The following is a 22,775-nucleotide window of genomic DNA, read 5'->3' on the forward strand; positions in this document are numbered from 1 at the left end:
TTTCCTCTCTTCAACACACAGGACGAAGACGGGATGGGATTACTCGGCGGACTGATTCGCAGTCAGACCGACGAGCGTTCGAGCAGCGGGCAGTCGATCGTCACCCGGTGGGTGTCGAGCGGCTGCCCCGCTGCGAGGGCGGCGAGCATGTCGACGCCCTTGGTGCCCATGGCTTCGAAGGGCAGGGCGAGCGTCGTCAGCTTCGGCCGCAGATAGGCGGCGATGAGTTCCTGGTTGTCGAACCCCACCACGGCCACGTCGTGCGGGATGCGCAGTCCACGTTCCTTGATCGCGTCGTACGCACCCATCGCCATCCGGTCGTTGCCGCAGAACAGGGCGGTCGGCCGATCGGCGGCCGGACGGTCCAGCAGTTCGCAGGCGGCGGTGTAGGCGCCGTCGGCGGTGGCCCAGCCGGGGATGACGAGGGAGGGGTCGGGGGTGATCCCGGCCTCGCGCAGGGCACGTTCGTACCCGTCGCGCCTGCCGATGGCGGCCGGGATCGCCGGGTCGAGGTTGATGAACCCGATGCGGGTGTGACCGGCGTCCAGGAGCCGGCGGGTCGCCTTGTATCCGCCCGATACCTCGTCGGGCAGGATGCACGGCAGCTCTCCTGCCGCGTCGTAGCAGTTCACGAGCACCGTCGGCACCTCGCGGGCGGCCTTCGGCAGGCTGACGGCCCGGTGCCAGGTCGTGGCGTACAGCAGCCCTTCCACCCGGTGCTCCAGCATCTGGTCGAGCGCGGCGGCCTCCTGAGCGGGATCGCCCTCGCTCGCGGCGATCAGCAGGAACCTCCGGTCACCCCAGGCGCGGCTCTGCGCGCCCGTGATCACCTCCGCCGCGAAGGGGCCGGTCACGATCTCGGTGATCAGACCGAACCAGCCGCTGCGGTTGGCGGCCAGCGCGCGCGCCCCGGCGTTGGGCCGGTAGCCGAGCTCGTCGATCGCCTTCAGGATCCGCCGACGGGTCTCGTCAGGGATGGTTGCGCCGGGCTTGTCGTTGAGGACGAAGGAGACCGTGGTCCGCGAGACACCCGCGCGGCGAGCCACATCGCTCATGGTCACGCGCTGCGTCTTGTTGGTGGCCACTTTCAGTCCCCTTCGGTCGGTGGAGGTGCGCTGTGGCCCCTCCGGTTTCGCGCTTTAATAACGCGCGTTACTTCAGTGTTGCTGGGAAGTTACGGCCGCCTTATGCGGCATGTCAATACATCGCCGGTAAGGAAGAGGGATGGAACCAGACGCCTCCTCGGTGCCAGCGACATCGCGCGAGACGGCCAAGGTCACGGCATGGCTGTGACTCACCGGCGAGCGCGCCGAGGGATGCGGCTCAGGGTCGCTTGGCGAACACGTCGATGCGCTCGGGGTCGCGCTCGATGACGGGATCGAGGATCTCGTCGACGCGCTTGACCAACGCGTCGTCCAGCGTGACGTCCGCCGCCTTGGCGTTCTCAGCGATCTGCTCGGGGCGGGATGCTCCGACGATGGCCGCGGAGACATTCGTGTTGCGCAGCACCCACGCCAGGCTCAGGGTCGCCAGCGACATGCCTGCTTCGGCAGCGAGCGGAACCAGTTCCTGGACCCGGGCGAGGACCTCGTCGCGCAGCCATCCGGCCACCGCGTCGCTGCCACCGTTCGTGTCGGTGCCACGGGACCCGGACGGCGGTTGCGCTCCCGGCTTGTACTTGCCGGTCAGTACGCCCTGGGCGAGCGGGGACCACACGATCTGGCCGATGCCCAGCTCCTGGCGGACGGGGACGATCTCCGGCTCGATCACACGCCACAGCAGGGAGTACTGCGGCTGGTTGGACACCAGACGGATCTTCAGCTCCCGGGCCAGCTGCGCCGCGGCCCTGATCTCTTGCGGCTTCCACTCCGAGACGCCGATGTAGTGCGCCTTGCCCGCGTGGACGACATCGGCCAGGGCCTCCATCGTCTCCTCGAGTGGAGTGGCGTAGTCGTAGCGGTGAGCCTGGTAGAGGTCCACGTAGTCCGTGCCCAGGCGGCGCAGCGAGCCGTTGATCGACTCCATGATGTGCTTGCGGGACAGGCCGCGGTCGTTCTTGCCCGGGCCGGTCGGGAAGTAGACCTTGGTGCAGATCTCGACACCCTCACGGCGCACGCCCTTGAGGGCGGCGCCCAGTGCCTCCTCCGCCCGGGTCTCCGCGTACACGTCGGCGGTGTCGAAGGTGGTGATGCCGGCGTCGAGAGCGGCGCGTACACAGGCCGTGGCCGCGTCCTGGTCGACCTGCGAGCCATGGGTGACCCAGTTCCCGTAGGCGATGGCGCTGACCAGCATGCCGCTGCCGCCCAGATGGCGATGCTCCATGCTCGGTGTTCCTTTCTGGAGACGTAGGAGACCGTGGCCAGCGAGGCACCCGCACCCTCGCTCATGACCACACGGCGTGTCTCGTGACCACACGGCGTGTCTCGCCCGTGGCTACTTCTCGTGTCCTGTAAGCCACAGGAGGCGCGACAGGGCCTCTAGTTTCGCGCTTTAATAACGCGCGTTAGCGGTAGGTTGCCAGGAAGTTACGGGCGTTTCGCACGGCATGTCAATACCTAGGCATGGGCTGCATTAGGCCACCGTGCGGTGTCCCTTCGCCCGTACGTACGCCCGGGCCGCCTGGCACCGGCCACCAAAGCCCATGCGCGGACCGCGGCAGCCCCGCGCGCTTTCCCAGAGAGGCAGACCGTCCCATGGCTCGACTCGAGTCCTCCAGCGGTGTCACCGTCCTCGGTGAGTGCGTCGCCGACGCCTTCACCGACCCCGCCCTGTCCGGCCCGAGCGAACTCGCCCTGCGCGCCCTGCCCGGTGGCGGCCCCGCCAACACCGCCGTCGCCCTTGCCCGGCTCGGTACTCCCACGCGCTTCCTCGGGCGGCTCTCCCATGACGTCTTCGGCACGCTCTTCCGCAGCCGCCTCAGCGACTCCGGCGTCGACCTGAGCGGCAGCGTGACCGCCCCCGAGCCCAGCACCCTCGCCACCCTCGACGAGACCGGCCAGGCCACCTACACCTTCCACGCCGACAGCACCGCCGACTGGCAGTGGACCGCCGACGAACTCTCCGCCACCCAACACGACGGCACCGTCTGCCTGCACACCGGCTCCCTGGCACTGATACGCCAACCCGGCGGCAGCCGCATCGAGGACCACCTCGCCAAGGCACACGAGCACGTCACCGTGTCCATCGACCCCAACGTCCGACCCCTGCTCGTACCGCCCTCCGCCTACCGCGAACGGCTCCCACGCTGGTGTGCCCTCGCCGACATCCTCCGCCTCAGCGAGGACGACCTCGCCCTGCTCCTCCCTGGCGCCAGCCCTGAAGAGGCTTGCGACACCTGGCACGCCGCCGGCGCACGCCTCGTCGTCATCACCCTCGGCTCACGCGGCGCGCTCGCTTCCCTCGACGGCCTTCGCGTCACCGTCCCGGCTCCGGCCGTCAACGTCGTCGACACCGTCGGCGCCGGCGACTCCTTCACCGCGGGCCTGCTGCACCGACTCGCCGCACTTGGCCACCTGGGCGGGCGGCTCGACCGGCTGAGCCTCCAAGACGTCACCGAAGCCTGCGCCTTCGCCGCCCGCGTCGCAGCCCTGACCTGTTCCGTCGCCGGTGCGAACCCGCCCCGGGCAGGCGAACCGTCACTGAAGACCGGCATCGAACGGCTACTGCCACATGCCTGAACGCGGCATACCTGTTCCCGCCGCGATGACTGCGGGAACGGGCGTCCTTCCATCCGTCGCTCGGAACAACCGGACGGGCCGTCGCCCTGCCAGACGTTACGGCTCGGTACGCGATAGCCAGGGATCTCCGCCGGATGCGAGGGTCCCGGCGATCCTGCGAGACTGCCGACATGACTGGCATGATCGTGGTCAGTGACTACGCCCCCCGATGGTCCGAGCGGTTCGAGGAACTGCGGCAGCGATTGGCACCTCACGTCGCGGATCTGGCTGTGTCCATCGAGCATGTCGGCAGTACGGCCGCGCCCGGGTGCGCCGCCAAACCGATCATCGACCTCGACATTGTGGTGTCCGAGGAGGCCGTCATGTCGGAGTTGATTTCCTGGCGCAAGGTCGCCTGGACCACGGGGATCTTCTTGCCGGCCGGAGCTGCTTGCGGTCGCGGATCTTGCGGGCGGGGAAGTCGACCACCTCGTCGAAGGTGGTGGGCTCCACGGGGTTGACCCGGAAGAGCGCCTGGAGAAGGGTCGTTTTGCCCGACTCGTTCTGGCCGACGAGGCAGGTGACGTCCCTCTCGACGTCGAATATGTCGGAGTCCTCGACGGACCGGTAGTTGGTGATGTGTGCTCTGACCAGTTGCACTTTGCCTGGGGGTCCTTCCTCGGTTTCTTGAGAGGAGGTCCGGCGTGCCGTGTCGAGAGGTGATGATCACAACAGCGCGACACTGCGTGCCTTCGGTGTTGTGTTCGAGGTAGGTTCCAGATGCCAATCAGGAGTGACCCCGGTGTGCCCGTCGACCTCGACGCCGCCGGGGTCCTCTTTTGAGGCTCTTCTGCTTGATGTGTGGGTCAGTCTGAGGCGAGTTGGCGTCCGGGAAGGGTGGGGCGGTCGCCTGCGAGGGCGAGCATGACGAGGGCGATGATGGTGTCGGCGGTGCGGAAGCCGAAGCCTCGGCGGATGATCAGGCGGGTCTTGGTGTTGGTGGACTCGATCAGTCCGTTCGACAGACGCTCGATGATGGCGTTGACGATCGCGTCGCGGTGGCGGCGTATGCGGCGGGCGAGGGCGGTGAAGGACTCGACGCGGCAGCGGCTGGCCCACGACAGCCAGCGGTCCAGGGCCTCTATCGCCACTTTGGGGCCCTGCTCGGCGGCGATGGCGAAGACCGTGCGCAGGCCCTCCTTGAGCAGGTAGGCGCGGTGCAGGCGCGGATCGGTGGAGGCGATCCAGGCAAGTTTGGCCTGCTGGCGTTCGGTGAGGTCCTCGGGGTTCTTCCACAGCGCGTGCCGGGAGTGCTTCAGCTTCCGTGCCAGCTCGGGGTCGGCGGCTTGGCGGCGGGCGCGGTTCCACGCCGCTCGCCGCTCGGCATCCAGCGCCTCGGTGGCCCAGGCCACCACGTGGAACGGGTCCATTGCCCGCAGCACGTGCGGGGCGCTGGCGGCGACGGTCTCGGCGATCCACTCCGCCCCGTCGGCCGAGATGTGGGTGAGCTTCGCGGCCCGCTCGGGCCCGAGGGCGTCGAAGAAGCCTTGCAGCACCTGCTTGCCGTGACCGTCGGCCATCCACACCACCCGCCGCGTGTCGTGGTCGACCACCACCGTCATGTACCGCTGCCCCCTGCGGTAGCTGATCTCATCAATGCCGATCCGGCGCAGGCCCGCCAGCCGGTCCAGCCCGGCGTCCCGGTCGGCCACGAACCGCTCCACGATCGCCCCGACCGTCCGCCACGAGGTGCGCATCAGCTGCGCGACCGCCGACTTCGAGCACTCGGCGGCCATCCAGGCCACTTGCTGGTCGAAGACCAGCGTGTGCCCGGCGCCGTGTCTGGCCCAGGGCACCGCGGCGGCCACCACCCCGTGCTCGCGGCAGCGCACCCGGACAGCATCGGCTTCCAGGAACACTTTCATCGTGCCCGCGTCCAGGCACCGCCAGCGCCGACGCCCTCGCCCCTGGTCGTAGCCGCGGGCGGGGCGCCGGCAGATCCCGGACCTGTTGCGGTCACGGGCCGATCGGCCAGCTCTCCGAGCAGATCCGGGACGTGGACGCTCGTCTGGCCCGGCTCGTGAAATGTCATGCCCCGCAACTGCTTGAGGTGGTGGGGATCGGTCCGGACACGGCGGTCACGTTGCTGATCACGGTGGGGGACAACCCGGAACGGCTGGACAGTGAGGCGTCGTTCGCCGCGCTGTGCGGTGTCAGCCCTGTCGAGCGTTCCTCGGGACGCCGGCAGTTCCGTCGCCTCAACCGTGGCGGCGACCGGCAGGCCAATGCCGCGCTCCACCGCATCGTGTTCACCCGCCTGCGGGTCGACCCGCGCACTCAGGACTACTACGAGCGCCGGATCAAGGAGGGCAAGACCCGGCGCGAAATCGTCCGTTGCCTCAAACGCTATGCGGCCCGCGAGGTCTTCCACCTGGTCAAACAGCTACGGCCAGCACCCCGCTCATAGGGGCTGTGGCGCGGGCGGCTGCGGACCGGGCAACTGCAGCAGCCTCTTGCGGGTGATCCGGACCTCTTCGGCGGGCCGGCCGAGCTCGTCCAGCCGTGCGGTCGGCTGCGCGATCTGCTCCCTCATCGCGGCGGCCTGCAAGGCGATCTCCCGTTCCAGATGGTTCCGACGAGCGGCGCCCGGAGCGTTCGGTCGCGACGTGGGCGGGGCCGCCGCCAAAGCCCTGGAGACCCGGCGCACCGGGGCGTACAACGGATTTCTCGAACCCATCGACCGGGCCAAGGGCACCGGCCACCTACGCGACGACTTCACCAGTCAGGACCTCGTCGTTCTGCTCATGGCCAACGCCGGCGTCGTCAATGCCACCGGCGACGCCGCCCCCGGCGCCCCGCCCCCCGCTACCCGACGCACCCCCGCCGACCGCGCTGTATCGCGCGATGGTCCGCCGCAGCCGGCCCGGCATGTCCTGACCTCTGGCTGCACGCGCTGCGAACGCGCCGAAGACCAGGCGCCCGCCCGAGCGATCGTGCCGCGACGGAGCACGCCGCGGCACGATCAGGGTTCGAGAGGCACGCGGCCGGGTGGCGGTGGGGTGTCAGTGGCTGAAGACGAGCTCGGCCTGGTCGCGGCGGGTGGTGTGCAGCTCCCAGTAGACGGGCGAGATCTCCTCGGGCTTGGCCGTGGGGAACCCAGGGACGACCGACATGCCGATCGACACGTCGATGCCGACGTGGGCGGCCTGGACGCCGGTGCCGTCCAGTTCCTTGTGCAGGTTGATCGCCCAGTTGCGCAGGGCCGCGGCAGCGGCGTTGACGTTGGCGACCTGCGGCACGGGGTCGATGGAGCCTGCGCCGGTGGTGAACAACAGGGCGCCCGCGCCGGCCTCGCGCATGGCGGGCAGTACCGCCTGGCTGGCGGCGATCGCGCCGTAGAGCTGGAACTCCATCTCGTGCTGCACATGCGAGGGTTCGGTCGCGCTCGGGGCGGTCAGGACGGTCGAGGCGAAGCCGCCGACCGGGGAGTACTCGAGGACGTCGATGCCGCCGAAGTGCGCGGCGGCGTCCTTGAGGGCCTGGGTGAGCGCGTCGCGGTCGAGGACGTCGGCGGGGAAAGCGGCGGCGGTGATGCCTTCGGCGGTCAGTTCACCGGCCAGGTTCTCGAGCTTGGCGCGGTTACGGGCGATCAGCGCGACGCCGTAGCCGTGGGTGCCGAACGTGCGCGCAATGGCGAGACCGAGCTGGGGGCCGGCGCCGACGATGGCGATGGTGGGCATGAGGGGGCCTTTCACAGAGGTAGAGATGGATAGGGCTATCCGTTTTCAATCCGGAAAGCCCTATCTGGTTCACGATCGAGCGTAACACGGGAATCGGATAGGGCTTTCCGGTTTGCTAGCCTGATCGGCATGAACCCCCGAGACCAGCACGCCAATGGCACCGGCACCGGCAACACGGCCGACTCCGCAGCCCCGTCAAAACGCAGCGACGCGGAGCGCAACCGGGGGCGGATCATCGCCGCCGCGCGCACAGTGTTCGGTCGCGACGGACTGAACGCGTCGATGGCCTCGGTCGCACGGGAGACGGGGGTGGGGATCGCCACCCTCTTCCGCCACTTCCCCAACAAGGAGGAGCTGGTCGTCGCGGTCTTTGCGGACCGCATGGAGGCATACGCGCAGGCGACCGCCGAGGCCCTGGCCGACCCGGACCCGTGGAACGGCTTCACCGGCTACATCGAGGAAGTCTGTGCGATGCAGGCCGCCGACCGTGGCTTCGCCGACATCCTGACCATGAGCTTCCCCGGCGCCCAGGCACTGGAAGCACTCCGCGCCCAGGCGTACCAGGGCTTCCTCGAACTCATCGGCCGCGCCAAGGACGGCGGGCAGCTGCGCAAGGACTTCACCAGCCAGGACCTCGTCCTGCTGCTGATGGCCAACGCCGGCGTCCTCAGCGCCACCGGCGACGCCGCCCCGGACGCCTGGCGTCGCCTCGTGGCGTGGATGATCCAGTCCTTCCAGGCCCCTGCGCGCGGCCCGCTACCGGACCCGCCGGAGGACGCCGCACTGTACGAGGCCATGCGCCGCGCCAGCCACGGCGTTAGCTCCCCCGAGACCGGGAAGCGGCGCTGAGCGACCGGCCGGTGGCGCGGCGGTGACGGCACACCGGCAGATGGGTACCAGCTGGCGCGGAGCTGGCTGTGCCCGGCTGTCACATTGAACGGATGTTCCTCGGTGTTAAGGCTGATTGAGCGTGCGGCGGGCAGTTCGTTGTGGCGTCCTCACGATTCTGACCGCCCGACGCGGCCCGGTGCCGGCAACGCGACACGCCGTCGGACCGGAAAGGGGAACAGGCATGTCCAGTTCGACCCTGTCCAGTACGCCGCCTGCTCCGCAGACCCGTCGTCGTCGCCCTGCGGGGGAGGTGGTGCTGGGAGATACGCAATCGGGCCAGGAACTGGGAAGCCGTGAGGCGGCCCGGGCGGTCTTCCACCTGGTCAAACAGCTACAGTCAGGACCCCGCTCATAGGCGCTGTCGTGCCCGCTGCCCGCCCGCCGATCCCGATCGCATCGGTCGGCACGGCCCGGAGATCCCAGCCCCATTGACCCTCCAGCCAATTGGCCTGCCGATCAATCTTGCCGACCACGTTCTTCGGGATGGCGTCGAGCACGACCAGGGAAGTCGGCCGCCTGTAGCCGCTGAGGCTGTTCGCGCCCGCGGCACGCCCAGGCCGGTAGGTGGCGATGGTCGGCACGCCCGGGCCACCACCACGTTGCGGAACGTGGTCCCCGCCGGCGCGAGTGCCTGGTATCCGGGCAGCGCGTCCGGAGCGGTCATGAGCGCCGGCGAACCAGGCGCGCCGGCGAGCCAGGTGCGGCGGCGAGCGGGATCACGGCGGGACGAAGGCAACGCCCTGGGTGACGCGGCGGCTCAGCGCTCCGGTGCGGCGTCCAGCACCGTCAGGGCGTTGCGGATGCCCTGCTCCAGCACCTCGTCGGCGAGCCGTCGGTCGGCGAGGCTGCGGGAAAGTTGCAGGGTCCCGATCATCAGTGCGTAGACGCTGAGCACCTTGGCGCGTACCGACTGCGGATCGTGCGGTGCCAGGCGGGCGGCGATGTCGTCGATGATCGCGAGGACGCTGTTGGTGTACGCCTGCTTGGTCGGATCCGCGCACCGGCATATCTCGTCGAGAAGGGCGGCGGACGGGCAGCCGTCCTCGGGGTTGTCGCGGTGTTCGGGCGAGAGGTAGGTGCGCACCATTGGTTCGATCCCGGCGCGACCGGGTTCAAAAGAGGTGAGCCACTCTCGCTGGCCGCGCAGTTGCTCGGAGACCGCGGTGGCGACCAGGTCCTCTTTGGACTCGAAGTGGGCGTAGAAGGCGCCGTTGGTCAGGCCCGCGTCCTTCATGAGCGTGGCGACACCGGAGCCGTCGATGCCGTCGCGCTTGAACCGGCGGCCGGCCGTCTCGATGATCCGTTGCCTCGTTGCCAGCTTGTGCTCTTTCCCGTACCGCACCACGTGCTCCTCCGCTCGCGGGCCGCGTCAGCCCGTCACTCATGTTAGTACGGTCGTAATTCCAATCCGCCCGAACGCTTGTGCGCAAGCTCTGGCCGTGCCTATGGTAGTACGATCGTAATCTAAAGGGATGAGAGCCATGAAGACAACATCTCCGCAGGTGGCGCTGGTGACGGGCGCGTCATCCGGCATCGGTAAGGCCACCACGCTCACCCTCGCGGACGCCGGTTTCACTGTGATCGGAACGAGCCGCGACACCTCGCGCATCGCCCCCGGCAACGGCGTGACATTCCTTGACCTCGACGTGACCAGTGACGAGTCGGTCGCGAGCGTCGTCGAGCAGGTGCTCAAACGCTTCGGGCGGCTCGACGTGCTGGTCAACAACGCCGGGATCGGTGCCAACGGTGCCGCCGAGGAGTTCTCGGTCGCCCAGACACAGAGCCTGTTCGACGTCAACGTCTTCGGCCTCATCCGCATGACGAAGGCCGTCCTGCCGCACATGCGCACCCGCGGCAGCGGGCGCATCATCAACGTCTCGTCCGTCGCCGGCTTCGTGCCCAACCCCTTCATGGCCAACTATGTGGCGACCAAGCACGCGGTCGAGGGGTATTCCGAGTCCCTGGACCACGAAGTCCGGGAACACGGCGTGCGGGTCCTGCGAGTCCAGCCCGGCCCGGTCAACACCCCGTTCGACGCCAACCAGGTGCAGGCCGACACCCCGCTGGCGGTCTACGCGCGCCGACGGAGCGTCTTCGAAGACGTCATGAGGAAGACAATGCGCGGCGGCGACGATCCCGCCGTCGTCGCCGAGGTGATCGCCGCGGCAGCCACCGACCCGAAACCGAAACTGCGCTACACCGCGGGTTCGACGGCCGGCCGCCTCAGTGTGCTGCGCCGCATCGTCCCCGCACGGGCCTTCGACAAGAGCGTTCGCAAACTCAACCGGATGGTGGGCTGACATGCGGGCGTTCACCGTCAATCGCTACGGAAAAACCGGCAACGAGCTGCAGGCCGCAGACGTGCCGCGGCCTGCGATGGGCGAGCACGACGTGCTGGTCGAGGTTCACGCCGCAGGCGTCAACGTGCTGGATGCCAAGATCCGGGATGGAGAGTTCAAGCTGATTTTGCCCTATCGCCTGCCGTTGATCTTGGGCAACGACGTGGCCGGTGTCGTGGTCCGGGTCGGCGCCCGGGTACGGAAGTTCAAGCCCGGCGACGAGGTCTACGCGCGACCGGACAAGGGCCGCATCGGCACCTTCGCGGAATTCATCGCCATCCACGAACACGACCTGGCCGCGAAGCCGAAGCACCTCACAATGACGGAAGCGGCCTCCGTCCCGCTGGTCGGCTTGACCGCCTGGCAGGCGTTGATCGAAATCGCCGGCCTGAAGAAGGGGCAGAAGGTCTTCATCCACGCCGGCTCCGGCGGCGTCGGAACATTCGCGATCCAACTGGCGAAGCATCTCGGCGCGACCGTGGCCACGACGACCAGCGCGGGCAACATCGACCTGGTCACCAGCCTCGGCGCGGATGTCGTGATCGACTACCGGCAGGACGACTTCGAAACGGTCCTCCACGACTACGACGTGGTGGTGAACAGCCTCGATGATGCGACGCTGATGAAATCCCTGCGAGTGCTGAAACCGGGCGGAAAGCTCATCTCGATCTCCGGCCCACCGGATCCCGGCTTCGCCCGGGAGATCGGGAAGCCATGGATCCTGCGGCCGGTGATGCGTGTCCTGAGCCATCGGATCAGGAAAGCCGCCAAGCGGCGCGGAATCAGCTATTCGTTCCTCTTCATGCGGGCAAGCGGAGACCAGCTCCGCGAGATCACTTCGCTCATCGACTCCGGGATCATCCGACCGGTCATGGACCGCGTCTTCCCGTTCGAATCGACCAACGAGGCCATGGCGTACGTCGAAAGGGGACGCACCAAAGGAAAAGTCGTCATCAAGGTGAAATAGACCATCAGGCAGGAAATGAACCATGACTGTGCTCACCACTTACCAGGACGCGCCGACCAAGACCGTCGACATCGGCGGGGCGAAGTTCGCCTACCGGGAACTGGGGCCGGACACCGGCACCCCGGTGATCTTCCTCAACCACCTGTCCGCGGTCCTGGACAAGTGGGACCCCGGGTCGTCGACGGCATCGCCGCACGACACCATGTGATCGCCTTCGACAATCGGGGAGTCGGCGCCCCACAAGGCAAGACACCGGGCTCGGTGACCGCGATGGCGCGCGATGCCATCGCCTTCATCCGGGCACTGGGCTACCACCAGGTTGACCTCCTCGGGAGGGCCGCGATGATCATCGCGGCCCTGATCTTGATCTGAAGGTCGTCCGCTGACGTGCCCGACGCCTTCCAGGCGGTCCTGTACGCCTGGCCGCGCGAACGCGACCTGACGGAGCACCTGCGAGCCGCCTATCAGCCCGCACTCGACTCCGCGTCCGGCGGGGACGCCGAGGCGGTTCTCACTGTGATCCGGATGACCCACGACGAACCCGCGCTGCGAGCCGCCTACCTGGTGCTCCGGGAGCACGCGGAGGCGACGTTCACCGAAGTGCTCGCCGAACGCGAGGGCATGGCCGCCGACACGCTCGACGTCCGGGTACAGGCCGCCACCATGAGCGCCGTACTCAAGGTGGCGACCGACGACCTGGCCCGGGCCGTGGCCGAGGGCGGCATCACCCCCGAAGCGCTGCGCCGGCACCGCGGACAGCTCGCCGACGCCCTGCGGCTCGTCACCGGAGCTGTCGGGCAACGGTGATGCCTGAGCGCGCACTCTGCGGTGGACCTGTCGGCGAACGCCGTCCTGTGAGGACGGGCCGCTGCCCGCCGCCGGGAGCGGTGCCCGGCGGTCGCCCGCGTTATCGGGTGACCGTCACGGTGACGTCGTAGCGTCCTTGGCCCGGCGGGCAGCGCATGGCCTCCCCGCACGAGTCGCGTCCGGCGGTGATCTGAGCCGTGCCGGGCCGCAGGGCGGTGAACCGCGCGGAGGAGATGCCGCAGCCGCGGCCGGGCGGACAGGTCGCGGTGTCTGTGGTTCCGCCGCCGACGGGGGTGAGCACCCGCGGGTCCGAGCCGGCCGGGGTTGACCAGTAGGCGCTGTGCAGGCGTACCACGACGAGCGTGCCGGTGGTCACCCGGACCGTGGTTCCGCGGGCCCGTTCGTCGAGGACGACCGACCGGGTGGCGGATTCGGACGGGGCGGATGACGCGGAGGAGGCGGGAGTACGCGACGGCGGAGGGGAGACCGCCGGTCCGGTGGGGCCGGACGAACAGCCGCCGAGGGCAACCGTCGCGGCTGCTGCGGCCAAGGCGGCGGGTCCGGCGCGCAGTGCGCGCAGTGCGCGGAGGGCGGGGCACATGCGGACTGACGAACGAAACACGGGCCCTCCGGTGGATGCCGCCCGGCGTGGGCGCTTGGACGGCGGTGGGGGCGAGCCGTCGGCTCGCCCCCACCGTACGGGTCGAGGGGTCAGGAGACGGTCACGTCGTCGTAGTAGGTGTAGGTCGCGTCACCCGCGTAGTTGTCGTCTTTGTTGGTGAGGGTGAGCGTGTACGTGTGGCCCGCGGTCACGGTGCCGGAGACCTGCTTCCAGCCTGCACCCTGGGTGCAGGTCTTGGCGAGCAGCGTCGTGGTGGTGCCGGCCGTGGTGTCCTGGAGGGTGGCCGTCGCCCAGTCGTAGGTCACCGTGTCCGGGCAGGTGACGTCGTACCAGAAGGAGACCTTGCTGGTGCCGGACGGGGCGGTGAAGGACTGGGAGACCGAGGAGGTGTTCGTCGGGCTGGTCGAGCCGACCACCGCGCCGTAGCTGCCGCTGTGCGCCGCCGAGGCGGTGGCGGAGGTGCTGCCACTGGTGGTCCAGCTCGACAGGCTGCCCGTCTCGAAGGTGCCGTTGGTGAGGGTGCCGCCACCGCCACCGCCGCTGCCGCCGCCTACGATCGCGTGGGAGATGGCGCAGTTGTTGGTGTCGTTGGACCAGCTGGCCTGCTCGGTGAAGGTACCGGTGCCCATGGTGACGTTGGCCGCCCCGCCCGTGCTGCCGGGCGAGATCCAGGCGCATTCGTCGGAGTTCTCCTGGCCGTCGTACGAGCTGCCGGTGTGGTTGGTCCAGCCGCCGGCCGGGTTCTGGTCGGACATCATCTCGTGCCATTCGTGGCCGAGCGTCATGGTCCAGCCGTCGAGCGTGCCGGGCGAGTTGACGAATCCGACGCCGCACCCGGAGCCGGAGTCCATGTTGTACGGCTGGTTGCTGAACGCGATGTCCCCGTAGGAGGAGGACACCGGACCGCCGGTGAGCGTGCTGTCGCCGTTGTAGTCGTGCCAGGCGCAGTACTGGCCCTGGTAGCTGTCCGGGTTGGTGTTGTGCGGTGAGAGGACGACGTAGTAGGCGTCACGGTTGGACGCGGCGGTGGTGTTGCCGAAGTGTCCGGCCGCCTTGACGGCTTCGGCGCCGAGTTGGTGCCCGGTCGCGGCGCTCGGCGAGGCCGCCGAGTTGTCGTACCACACGCCGGACAGCACGCCGCCGCTCTGGTACGGGATGAAGTTCGCGTTGGACGGGCAACTGGTGGCGCCCGACGACACGTTGGGTCCGTCACACCACTGGGTGAGGTCCGCGGACCACCGCTCGTTTCCGGTGCCGATGCCCTTGAACATCTCCTGGGTGACCGGGGCCGCGCCGTCCGGGTCGCCGGAGAACGTGGCGTCGCCGCTGCTGTTGGTGCTCTGCGTGCCCCACTGCGAGCCGTAGAAGACCAGGTAGACCTTGGAGTGGCCGCTCTGGACACCGATGCCGTCGATGCCGCCGCCGTAGGAAAGCGTCTCCGGTCCGGTCGCCGCGGCGGCGGCCGGGTGGTTGGCAGCCCACGACTTCATCTTGGCGTTCCGCTGGATGGTCGGTATGACACCGTGCCGGTAGGAGTGCTGGTAGGCCGGGCTGTAGGGGTTGGATCTCACCGTGTGACCCGCGGCCTGGGGGGCGGCTGTCGCCTGGGGTACGGAGGCGAGTGCCGCAGCGGTGACGAGGGACAACGACGCGAGACCGGTGAGGGTCGCTCGGGCTGCGCCGCGGAGGTGGGGAGTTCCCATGGGTGATGGGGCCCTTTCTTCGCATGGACCTCCGCCGTCGGTCCGGCGGAGATGAGTTGCACGGGATGTCGACGAGGCGCATCACCGGCGGCCGACTCCGGACGTCGACGTTGACGCCCGTTTCGTCGCAGAGCAGGAGGAGAGGCCCGAGCGGCACCGGGTGACTGCACGGGCGATGTGCTCGGCAGCTGGGGAACTCACGCACGGCGTTGCGATCCGCAGGGAACTCTCGTCCTGGACCGGACTGATGGAAAAGCAGCGAGAAGCGTTCGCACTACGGCTTCTTGCCGTCAAAATGGTGATGCCTCGTCAGACGCGGAGAAGCAAAGCAGAGTTGACGGGTTCAGGTCAATGGAAACGAACAGCTTTCTCACAGGAAGCTGTTCGGTGCCCTTCCGGGCCGGGTCGCCCAGCCGTCGTGCATCTGCCGCTTCGGCTGGTCGAGCGTCAAGTCCGCGCATGTACGGGAGAGTTGTACGAGCAGGTGGACGGCGGCTCGTGGCAGAGTGCCCGCCGCAAGTGAGGTCGCTTTACACAACGCACCTCTGAATTCGAAAAAGTTCGAGAAAACGCTCGGTCAAGAAGCAGTAATGACAGTCAATTGATTGCCGTGACGGCTATTCAGGTTTTCCTCTCCCGCGAATCCCGGACCGGTGCCCGGCATCGTGACGGTTTCCGTTGGGCGGGCCGGGCCTCGGTGCGGATGCGACAGGCGTGCCGGTCCGGCGACGGTGACCCCCGTCGCGCCTCACTCGCGGCACCCGGCCAGCGGATCCAGCGACCGTCCATGGTGTGCTTCCATCCGGCGTCGGAGAGGGGCTGCGTGGCCGCGGTGACCATCTTCTCGTCCAACGGGGCGCCGATGGCCGCGTCCCAGCCGTCGCCGTCGGCGAGGTGGTCCAGCAACCCCTCCAACACTGGGGCAGGGGTGGCGCCGGTCGCGGTGAGGACCCACATGCGATCGGAGACGGGTGTCTCGTAGGCCGCCACGGTCCAGGCGGTCTCGTGAGCGGGCGTCTCGTGGACGCGCTCGATGCGCAGGGTCTGGAACTCGTGGATGGGGGCCCTGACCCCGGATTTTGGACACCGGAGAGACTTGGATCTTGATGGTCCAGGAGAACGGAGTCCCTGTGGGGATGAAGCATTACCCCGCCGAGTTCAAGGCGGACGCGGTCGCGTTGTACCGGTCGCGGCCGGGAGCGACGATCAAGTCGGTCGCCGGTGATCTCGGGGTGAACACCGAGACGCTGCGGAACTGGATCCGGGCCGCCGACGGGCGTCGTCCCGGCGCCCACTCCGCGCCGCGGGCCGTCGCCCAGGCCGACGGTGACGGCGTTCAGGCGGAGCTGGTCGCAGCCCGGAAGAGGATCCGTGAGCTGGAGGAAGAGCGCGACATTCTCCGCAAGGCGGCCCGGTATTTCGCGACGGAGACGCACTGGTGAACCGCTGCCAGTTCGTTGACGACCATCAGCGCCGGTTCGGCGTGAAGCGGCTCTGCGACATTCTCGGCCTCTCCCGCTCGAGCTTTTACTACTGGCGCCGCACCGCGGCCGCGAGGGCGGCCAGACAGCCCGGATACGCAAGGTTCACCAGAACTCCGACGGCACCTACGGGGCCCCAAGGATCACCGCCGAGCTCCGTGACGAGGGCGGCCCGGTGGTCAACCACAAGCGGGTCGCGAGGATCATGCGAGCGATCGGGCTCGAGGGAGTCCGTCTGCGACGGCGGCACCGCACCACTGTCGCAGACCAAGCATCGCCGAAGGCGCCGGATCTGATCGGTCGTGACTTCACCGCGGCCACAGTGAACACGAAGTACGTCGGTGACATCACATACCTGCCGGTCAGCGGCGCGAAGTACTTCCCGAAGGGCACCGATCTGTCCCGGTGGTCGTCCGCAGACCTCGAAGCCGTCGCCCTGGCGATCAACAACCGGCCCCGCAAGACCCTCGGTTGGCGGACACCAGCCGAGGTCTTCGAGGAGCAACTACGCTCACTACAACAGCCCGGTGTTGCAACGACCGGTTGAACTCGCCCAATATACGAGTAGGGCCTTCGCTGAAATCTGCAGGTCAGCAGGAGTCCGGCAGAGCATGGGCGCGATCGGGTCCAGCGCGGACAACGCCGCCGCGGAAAGCTTCAACGCCGCCTTCAAGAGAGAGACACTCAGGGGCCGCAAAGGCTGGTCGAACGAGCACGAGGCGCGACTCGACGCCTTCCGCTGGCTGACCCGATACAACACCCGCCGCCGGCACTCCCGCCTTGGTCAGCGATCCCCGATCACCTACGAGAACGACTTGCAACCAGCAGCAACTACCCTGGCTCAATCTGCATAGACGTGTTCAACATCCGGGGGCAAGGCCCATCGATGAGCTGAACCGGCGCCTGACCGGGCTCGTCGAACGCCACGCCCCGCAGCTGCTCATACCGGTGGGCATCGGCCCGGACAGCGCCGTCACTCTCCTGATCACCATGGGAGACAACCCCGAGCGGCTGAACACCGAGGCGTCCTTCGCCGCTTTGTGCGGAGTCAGTCCCATCGAGTACTCCTCGGGCCGTCGGACCTCGCGTCGGCTCAACCGTGGCGGCGACCGGCAGGCCAACGCCGCCCTGCACCGGATCGTGTTCACCCGGCTGCGCTGCGATCCGCGCACCCAGGCGTACTACGAACGCCGCACCCAGGAGGGCAAAACCCGTCGTGAGATCATCCGATGCCTCAAGCGATATGCCGCCCGCGAGGTCTTCAACCTGGTCAGGACGGTCTCTACCGACCCCCCGTTATAGGGGCGTCCGTGACAGATGAAAGGGTCAGGCGGGTGAGTGAGACACCGATGAACACCCTGCAATACCGCTTTGACGGGCCAGAAGACGCCCCTGTCCTGATCCTCGGTCCCTCACTGGGTACCACATGGCACATGTGGGACCGGCAGGTCCCGGAGCTCTCGAAGAGCTGGCGGATCTTCCGGTTCGACCTTCCGGGTCATGGCGGAGCCCCCGCTTACCCCGCGGGTTCGGTCGCCGAACTCGCGGGGCGGCTGCTCGCCACCCTCGACGGACTCGGGGTGCAGCGCTTCGGTTACGCGGGCTGCGCGTTCGGCGGGGCCATCGGGATCGAGCTGGCCCTGCGCCACCCGGAGCGAATCGCCTCGCTCGCGGTGATCGCCTCCTCGCCCCGCTTCGGCTCGGCCGACGAATTCCGGCAGCGCGGGGTGATCGTGCGGAGCAACGGGCTCGACCCGATCGCGCGGACCTCGCCGGAGCGCTGGTTCACGGGCGGGTTCGCCGCCGCCCAACCAGCGATCACCGAGTGGGCCGTGCAGATGGTGCGCACCACCGACCCCGGCTGCTACATCGCCGCCTGCGAGGCGCTCGCCGCGTTCGACGTACGCGCCGAACTGAGCCGGATCGGCGTCCCCACCCTCGTCCTCGTCGGCTCCGACGATCAGGTCACCGGGCCCGCCGAGGCGCGCACCCTGGTCGCCGGGATCCCCGACGCGCGGCTCGCGGTCGTGCCCGGCGCCTCGCACCTGGTCCCCGTGGAGCAGCCCGCCGCGGTCACCGACCTGCTGGTCCGGCACTTCTCCACCGCCTGGCAGCCCGCCTACGACTCGACCACCGGGCAGATGGCCATCCCGGCGGCCCCGGTCAAGCCGGTGCTCGCCGCGCCCCAGCCGGTCGCCCCCGTCGCCGAGATCGCCCCGGCCGTCGTGCGGCCCGAGACGCTGGGCAGGCCCGACCCGTACGACGCCGGGATCAAGGTCCGCCGGGAGGTGCTCGGCGACGCGCACGTGGACCGGGCGCTGGCCTCGGCGGACGAGTTCTCCGGGGACTTCCAGGAGTTCATCACGCGGTACGCGTGGGGCGAGATCTGGGACCGGCCCGGTCTCGACCGACGCTCGCGCAGCTGCGTCACGCTCACCGCGCTGGTGGCGGGTGGCCACCTCGACGAGCTGGCCTTCCACACCCGCGCCGCCCTCCGCAACGGCCTCACCCCGGTCGAGATCAAGGAGGTGCTCCTCCAAGCGGCCGTCTACTGCGGTGTACCGGCCGCGAACAGCGCCTTCAAGGTGGCGCAGGAGGTCATCCGCGAGGAGACCACGCCCCAGGAGTGATCTTGAGCCTGGTAGTGGGAGCACCAGTCTCGGGGGCCCTCCGCGGCTCCGGCGAGGGCAGGATGGACCCATGAAGCTCACGAAGAAGTCGCACGCCTGCATCCGCCTCGAGAAGGACGGGCGCACGCTTGTCATCGACCCGGGGACCTTCAGCGAGGAGGACGCGGCCGTCGGCGCGGACGTGATCCTGGTGACGCACGAGCACCTCGACCACTTCAACGAGGAGCGGCTGCGGGCGGGCCTGGAGTCCAACCCGGCGGCCGAGATCTGGACCCTGAAGTCGGTCGCGGAGAAGATCTCCGCCGCCTTCCCGGGTCGGGTGCACACCGTCGGTCACGGCGACACGTTCACCGCCGCGGGCTTCGACGTCCAGGTGCACGGCGAACTGCACGCCGTGATCCACCCGGACATCCCGCGGATCACGAACGTCGGCTACCTCATCGACGGGGGCCGCGTCTTCCACCCGGGCGACGCCCTCACCGTCCCCGAGCAGCCCGTCGAGACACTGATGCTCCCGGTCATGGCCCCGTGGAACAAGATCGCCGAGGTCATCGACTACGTCCGCGAGGTCAAGCCCCAGCGCGCGTACGACATCCACGACGCCCTCCTCACGGACCTCGCCCGCCCGATCTACGACCACCAGATCGGCTCCCTGGGCGGCTCCGAGCACCTGCGGCTCACGCCGGGGGCGTCGGCGGAGGTCTGAGCGCCCACACGGAGGCGGCCGGTCACGGGTGTGCGGGGTGCCGGCGCGGGCCACGGCGGCCCGTTGTCGTACCCGCCCGGTAGGTTGTGAGGCATGCGCATCGCGACCTGGAACGTGAACTCGATCACCGCCCGCCTCCCGAGGCTGCTGGCCTGGCTGGAGAGCAGCGGCACGGACGTGCTGTGCCTCCAGGAGGCCAAGGTCGCCGCCGAGCAGTTCCCTGTCGACGAGCTGCGCGAGCTGGGCTACGAGACGGCGGTGCACGCGACGGGGCGGTGGAACGGCGTGGCGGTGATCTCCCGCGTCGGCCTCGAGGACGTGGTCAAGGGGCTGCCCGGCGGCCCCGGCTACGAGGGCGTCGAGGAGCCCCGGGCCGTCTCGGCGACCTGCGGCCCGGCCCGCGTCTGGTCGGTGTACGTGCCGAACGGGCGCGAGGTGGACCACCCGCACTACGCGTACAAGCTCCAGTGGTTCGAGGCCCTCAAGGCCGCGGTCGCGGGCGACGCGGCGGGCAGCCGCCCGTTCGCCGTGCTGGGTGACTACAACGTGGCGCCGACGGACGACGATGTCTGGGACATCTCCCTCTTCGACGGCGCCACGCATGTCACCCCGGCCGAGCGCGCCGCCCTCGCCGCGCTGCGCGAGGCGGGCCTGTCGGACGTGGTCCCGCGCCCCCTCAAGTACGACCACCCGTTCACGTACTGGGACTACCGCCAGCTCGGCTTCCCCAAGAACCGCGGCATGCGCATCGACCTGGTCTACGGCAACGAGCCGTTCGCCAAGGCGGTCACCGACGCGTACGTGGACCGTGAGGAGCGCAAGGGCAAGGGGGCGTCGGACCACGCGCCGGTCGTGGTGGACCTCGACGTGTGAGTGCTTCTCGGGCGCGATGTGCGGGCGCCCCTGGAGCGCCCCGGAGCGCCCCGGGGGCGCGCCTGTGGTGCGACCCGGAGTGCGAATGTCACGCTGGGCCTATGAACATCCCTTTCCTGGGCAGCTGGCGCAAGAAGCACGGTCCCGCCTTCGGCGTCGCGGTGTTCTCCGAGGGCGACCGCGACCCCGAGGGGATCGCCGAACTCCTCTCCGAGTGCGAGCTGCTGCGCTCGCAGGCGCACCAGGCGGGGGTCGAACTCGACGACTCCGCGGCCTCGTTGGAGGCGCTGGACCAGCTGCTTCCGCGCTGGCGGGACGACGAGGAGAGCCTGCCGTGGCTCGGCAACGACGCCGGTCTCTACCTCGGCTCGGTCATGGTGCGCACGGTCCCCGGCGCCGTCTGGGAGCTCTGGCCCAACGGCCACCCCGTGGTGCGGCTGCCCTCCGGCCGGGAGATCGATGTCGTCGCCTCCGGTCACACCTGGGCGTCCAGCGGCGCCCCCGAACTCTCGCAGTTGTACGCCGAGGTGTCCGAGGGCTAAATCGAAAACATCTGAATCAAAAACGTAATAAATACGGCTAATGCCCGAAAAGTGCGTGTCGAGTACTGAGCGCACTCATGCCTGGATAGTTTGCGGCTTCTGCGACACAGCTGAGAGTGGGTAGGGCCGGGCATGGCTGTCGATCCATTGATCGAACTGCAGGACGTGAACAAGTACTTCGGGCAACTGCATGTCCTCCAGGACATCAACCTCACCGTCGGCAAGGGGGAGGTGGTCGTGGTCATCGGCCCCTCGGGGTCGGGCAAGTCGACCCTGTGCAGGACGATCAACCGGCTGGAGACCATTCAGTCCGGCACCATCAAGCTCGACGGCCGGCCGCTCCCGGACGAGGGCAGGGAACTCGCCCAGCTCCGCGCCGAGGTCGGGATGGTCTTCCAGTCCTTCAACCTCTTCGCCCACAAGACGGTCCTGCAGAACGTCTCGCTGGCTCCGATCAAGGTCCGCGGCCACAAGAAGGAGGAGGCCGACCGGCGCTCCCAGGAACTCCTGGACCGGGTGGGCCTCGCCTCCCAGGCACCGAAGTACCCGGCGCAGCTCTCCGGCGGCCAGCAGCAGCGCGTGGCCATCGCCCGCGCCCTCGCCATGGACCCCAAGGTGATGCTGTTCGACGAGCCGACCTCGGCGCTCGACCCGGAGATGATCAACGAGGTCCTCGAAGTCATGCAGCAACTCGCGAGCGACGGCATGACCATGGTCGTCGTCACCCACGAGATGGGCTTCGCCCGCTCCGCCGCCAACCGCGTCGTGTTCATGGCCGACGGCCGCATCGTCGAGGACCGCAGCCCCGAGGCGTTCTTCACCACCCCGCGCAGCCACCGCGCCAAGGACTTCCTCTCCAAGATCCTCAAGCACTAGGCGGGGGAAGTACGACCATGATCCGCACGACACGTACGCGCCTCGCCGTGGCCGCCCTCATGTGCACCGCGCTGCTGACGGCCGCCTGCGGCAAGGAGGGCAGCCCGCCCACCAAGGGCCCGGCCACCGACAAACTGCCCCACTACCAAGTGGCACAAGGCTTCCAGCTCCCCTCCTCACCCACCTGGGAGCGGGCGAAGAAGCGCGGCTACTTCAACGTCGGCGTCAAGGAGGACCAGCCCTACCTGGGCGAGAGGGACCCGGCGACCGGCACCTACTCCGGCTTCGACATCGAGATCGCCAAGATGATGTCGGCCTCCCTCGGCTTCGACCCGAGCACCATCCACTTCAAGACGATCGCCTCGGCCAACCGCGAAACCGCCCTGCAGAACGGCCAGATCGACTTCTACGTCGGCACCTACACCATCAACGACAAGCGCAAGAAGCTCGTCGGCTTCGCCGGCCCCTACTACATGGCCGGTCAGTCGCTGCTCGTCCGCAAGAACGAGAACGACATCCACGGCCCCCAGGACCTGGCCGGCAAACGCGTCTGCTCGGCGGCCGGTTCGACGCCGTACCAGCGCATCAGGACCGACTACCCGAAGGCGACGCTCGTCGCGTACGACACCTACTCGGTCTGCGTCGACAACCTGCTCACCTACCAGGTCGACGCCGTCACCACCGATGACGCGATCCTGACCGGCTACGCGGCGAAGGTCCCCGACGAACTCAAGGTCGTCGGCAGGCCGTTCTCGAAGGAGCCGTACGGCATCGGCGTCCCGCACGACGACAACGCGCTGCGGTTCGCGCTCGACGACGCCTTGGAGGCCCGCGAGAAGAACGGGGACTGGAAGAAGGCGTACGAGGCGACACTCGGGCTCTCCGGAGTGCCGGCGCCCACCCCGCCCGCCATCGACCGCTACCCGGCGAGCTGAGCGAGGC

At 68.8% G+C, this 22,775-nt stretch carries 27 protein-coding genes and 4 pseudogenes; 20 read left to right on the forward strand and 11 right to left on the reverse strand.

Annotated features, from left to right (window positions below; genetic code table 11):
* Window positions 1–62: 62 nt before the first annotated feature.
* Window positions 63–1,085, reverse strand: a complete 1,023-nt coding sequence (locus tag OG747_RS37620; protein ID WP_229889590.1) for a LacI family DNA-binding transcriptional regulator — start codon at window positions 1,083–1,085, stop codon at window positions 63–65.
* A 238-nt stretch (window positions 1,086–1,323) separates the two neighbouring features.
* Window positions 1,324–2,322 (reverse strand): aldo/keto reductase family protein, encoded by a 999-nt coding sequence (locus OG747_RS37625; protein WP_405883821.1) that lies wholly within the window; start codon window positions 2,320–2,322, stop codon window positions 1,324–1,326.
* Between the two features lie 371 nt (window positions 2,323–2,693).
* Between OG747_RS37625 and OG747_RS37630 the strand changes: the two genes are divergently transcribed.
* Window positions 2,694–3,677 carry a carbohydrate kinase gene (locus OG747_RS37630; RefSeq protein ID WP_405883822.1) on the forward strand — a complete coding sequence of 328 codons (984 nt, stop codon included), beginning with the start codon at window positions 2,694–2,696 and terminating at the stop codon, window positions 3,675–3,677.
* 179 nt (window positions 3,678–3,856) lie between these two features.
* Window positions 3,857–3,991 (forward strand): annotated as a pseudogene (locus OG747_RS37635) (GrpB family protein); the annotation flags it as partial.
* Window positions 3,992–4,037: 46 nt separating this feature from the next.
* Here the strand turns inward: OG747_RS37635 and OG747_RS37640 are convergent.
* The gene (locus tag OG747_RS37640) at window positions 4,038–4,316 is read right to left on the reverse strand and encodes an AAA family ATPase (RefSeq protein ID WP_225900530.1); all 279 of its coding nucleotides are present in this window, start codon (window positions 4,314–4,316) and stop codon (window positions 4,038–4,040) included.
* Window positions 4,317–4,522: 206 nt separating this feature from the next.
* Window positions 4,523–5,680 (reverse strand): annotated as a pseudogene (locus tag OG747_RS37645) (ISL3 family transposase); the annotation flags it as partial.
* Window positions 5,681–5,712: 32 nt separating this feature from the next.
* Between OG747_RS37645 and OG747_RS37650 the strand changes: the two are divergent.
* Window positions 5,713–6,123 carry an IS110 family transposase gene (locus OG747_RS37650; protein ID WP_318658477.1) on the forward strand — a complete coding sequence of 137 codons (411 nt, stop codon included), beginning with the start codon at window positions 5,713–5,715 and terminating at the stop codon, window positions 6,121–6,123.
* On the opposite strand, the gene OG747_RS37655 is transcribed toward OG747_RS37650, so the two are convergent.
* Entirely contained in the window at window positions 6,118–6,249 is a 132-nt protein-coding gene (locus tag OG747_RS37655) for a hypothetical protein (RefSeq protein WP_263986794.1), read from the reverse strand. The genes OG747_RS37650 and OG747_RS37655 overlap by 6 nt on opposite strands.
* Window positions 6,250–6,718: 469 nt before the next feature.
* Complete coding sequence (locus OG747_RS37660) at window positions 6,719–7,396, reverse strand: SDR family NAD(P)-dependent oxidoreductase (RefSeq protein WP_405883823.1); 678 nt, start codon at window positions 7,394–7,396, stop codon at window positions 6,719–6,721.
* Between the two features lie 129 nt (window positions 7,397–7,525).
* Here OG747_RS37660 and OG747_RS37665 point away from each other — a divergent pair, with 129 nt between their 5' ends.
* Complete coding sequence (locus OG747_RS37665; protein WP_405883824.1) at window positions 7,526–8,245, forward strand: TetR/AcrR family transcriptional regulator; 720 nt, start codon at window positions 7,526–7,528, stop codon at window positions 8,243–8,245.
* Window positions 8,246–8,610: 365 nt separating this feature from the next.
* On the opposite strand, the gene OG747_RS37670 is transcribed toward OG747_RS37665, so the two are convergent.
* A complete protein-coding gene (locus OG747_RS37670) occupies window positions 8,611–8,868 on the reverse strand; it encodes a hypothetical protein (protein WP_405883825.1) in 258 nt (85 codons plus the stop codon).
* A gap of 176 nt (window positions 8,869–9,044) precedes the next feature.
* Window positions 9,045–9,632, reverse strand: coding sequence for a TetR/AcrR family transcriptional regulator (locus OG747_RS37675; RefSeq protein ID WP_190167954.1), 588 nt, complete (start codon window positions 9,630–9,632; stop codon window positions 9,045–9,047).
* 136 nt (window positions 9,633–9,768) lie between these two features.
* On the opposite strand from OG747_RS37675, the gene OG747_RS37680 reads away from it, so the two are divergent.
* The 5 genes from OG747_RS37680 to OG747_RS37700 are packed head-to-tail and all read left to right on the forward strand — an operon-like array spanning window position 9,769 to window position 12,400.
* A complete protein-coding gene (locus tag OG747_RS37680) occupies window positions 9,769–10,587 on the forward strand; it encodes an oxidoreductase (protein ID WP_405883826.1) in 819 nt (272 codons plus the stop codon).
* A 1-nt stretch (window position 10,588) separates the two neighbouring features.
* Window positions 10,589–11,593, forward strand: coding sequence for an NADP-dependent oxidoreductase (locus OG747_RS37685; protein ID WP_405883827.1), 1,005 nt, complete (start codon window positions 10,589–10,591; stop codon window positions 11,591–11,593).
* Between the two features lie 22 nt (window positions 11,594–11,615).
* Window positions 11,616–11,801, forward strand: coding sequence for a hypothetical protein (locus OG747_RS37690; protein ID WP_405883828.1), 186 nt, complete (start codon window positions 11,616–11,618; stop codon window positions 11,799–11,801).
* The gene (locus tag OG747_RS37695; protein WP_405883829.1) at window positions 11,798–11,965 is read left to right on the forward strand and encodes an alpha/beta fold hydrolase; all 168 of its coding nucleotides are present in this window, start codon (window positions 11,798–11,800) and stop codon (window positions 11,963–11,965) included. Before OG747_RS37690 ends, OG747_RS37695 begins: the two co-directional genes overlap by 4 nt.
* A 15-nt stretch (window positions 11,966–11,980) precedes the next feature.
* Complete coding sequence (locus tag OG747_RS37700; RefSeq protein ID WP_405883830.1) at window positions 11,981–12,400, forward strand: hypothetical protein; 420 nt, start codon at window positions 11,981–11,983, stop codon at window positions 12,398–12,400.
* Window positions 12,401–12,500: 100 nt separating this feature from the next.
* On the opposite strand, the gene OG747_RS37705 is transcribed toward OG747_RS37700, so the two are convergent.
* The 3 genes from OG747_RS37705 to OG747_RS37715 form a co-directional block, all read right to left on the reverse strand.
* Window positions 12,501–13,001 (reverse strand): hypothetical protein, encoded by a 501-nt coding sequence (locus OG747_RS37705; RefSeq protein ID WP_405883831.1) that lies wholly within the window; start codon window positions 12,999–13,001, stop codon window positions 12,501–12,503.
* Between the two features lie 110 nt (window positions 13,002–13,111).
* Window positions 13,112–14,725, reverse strand: a complete 1,614-nt coding sequence (locus tag OG747_RS37710; protein ID WP_405883832.1) for a hypothetical protein — start codon at window positions 14,723–14,725, stop codon at window positions 13,112–13,114.
* 621 nt (window positions 14,726–15,346) lie between these two features.
* Window positions 15,347–15,784 carry a DUF317 domain-containing protein gene (locus tag OG747_RS37715; protein WP_405885906.1) on the reverse strand — a complete coding sequence of 146 codons (438 nt, stop codon included), beginning with the start codon at window positions 15,782–15,784 and terminating at the stop codon, window positions 15,347–15,349.
* 77 nt (window positions 15,785–15,861) lie between these two features.
* Between OG747_RS37715 and OG747_RS37720 the strand changes: the two genes are divergently transcribed.
* The 11 genes and pseudogenes from OG747_RS37720 (at window position 15,862) to OG747_RS37770 (ending at window position 22,768) form a co-directional block, all read left to right on the forward strand.
* Window positions 15,862–16,167 carry a transposase gene (locus OG747_RS37720; protein WP_405883833.1) on the forward strand — a complete coding sequence of 102 codons (306 nt, stop codon included), beginning with the start codon at window positions 15,862–15,864 and terminating at the stop codon, window positions 16,165–16,167.
* Window positions 16,168–16,348: 181 nt separating this feature from the next.
* A pseudogene (locus OG747_RS37725) lies at window positions 16,349–16,393 on the forward strand (hypothetical protein); the annotation flags it as partial.
* Between the two features lie 186 nt (window positions 16,394–16,579).
* Window positions 16,580–16,753, forward strand: a pseudogene (locus OG747_RS37730) (IS30 family transposase); the annotation flags it as partial.
* Between the two features lie 64 nt (window positions 16,754–16,817).
* On the forward strand, window positions 16,818–17,060 hold the full coding sequence (locus tag OG747_RS37735) for an integrase core domain-containing protein (RefSeq protein WP_405883834.1): 243 nt from the start codon (window positions 16,818–16,820) through the stop codon (window positions 17,058–17,060).
* A 136-nt stretch (window positions 17,061–17,196) separates the two neighbouring features.
* A complete protein-coding gene (locus OG747_RS37740) occupies window positions 17,197–17,508 on the forward strand; it encodes a transposase (RefSeq protein ID WP_405883835.1) in 312 nt (103 codons plus the stop codon).
* Between the two features lie 32 nt (window positions 17,509–17,540).
* Window positions 17,541–18,836, forward strand: a complete 1,296-nt coding sequence (pcaC, locus tag OG747_RS37745) for a 4-carboxymuconolactone decarboxylase (protein WP_405883836.1) — start codon at window positions 17,541–17,543, stop codon at window positions 18,834–18,836.
* Between the two features lie 70 nt (window positions 18,837–18,906).
* Entirely contained in the window at window positions 18,907–19,542 is a 636-nt protein-coding gene (locus OG747_RS37750; RefSeq protein WP_405883837.1) for an MBL fold metallo-hydrolase, read from the forward strand.
* Between the two features lie 93 nt (window positions 19,543–19,635).
* A complete protein-coding gene (locus OG747_RS37755; RefSeq protein ID WP_405883838.1) occupies window positions 19,636–20,415 on the forward strand; it encodes an exodeoxyribonuclease III in 780 nt (259 codons plus the stop codon).
* A 101-nt stretch (window positions 20,416–20,516) separates the two neighbouring features.
* Complete coding sequence (locus OG747_RS37760) at window positions 20,517–20,957, forward strand: DUF6278 family protein (RefSeq protein WP_405883839.1); 441 nt, start codon at window positions 20,517–20,519, stop codon at window positions 20,955–20,957.
* Window positions 20,958–21,089: 132 nt separating this feature from the next.
* Window positions 21,090–21,833 carry an amino acid ABC transporter ATP-binding protein gene (locus OG747_RS37765; RefSeq protein WP_405883840.1) on the forward strand — a complete coding sequence of 248 codons (744 nt, stop codon included), beginning with the start codon at window positions 21,090–21,092 and terminating at the stop codon, window positions 21,831–21,833.
* Between the two features lie 17 nt (window positions 21,834–21,850).
* Entirely contained in the window at window positions 21,851–22,768 is a 918-nt protein-coding gene (locus tag OG747_RS37770; RefSeq protein ID WP_405883841.1) for a glutamate ABC transporter substrate-binding protein, read from the forward strand.
* Window positions 22,769–22,775: the final 7 nt, after the last annotated feature.

This window comes from Streptomyces sp. NBC_01384, from assembly GCF_045040035.1.
In the GTDB taxonomy this organism is placed as follows: Bacteria; Actinomycetota; Actinomycetes; order Streptomycetales; family Streptomycetaceae; genus Streptomyces.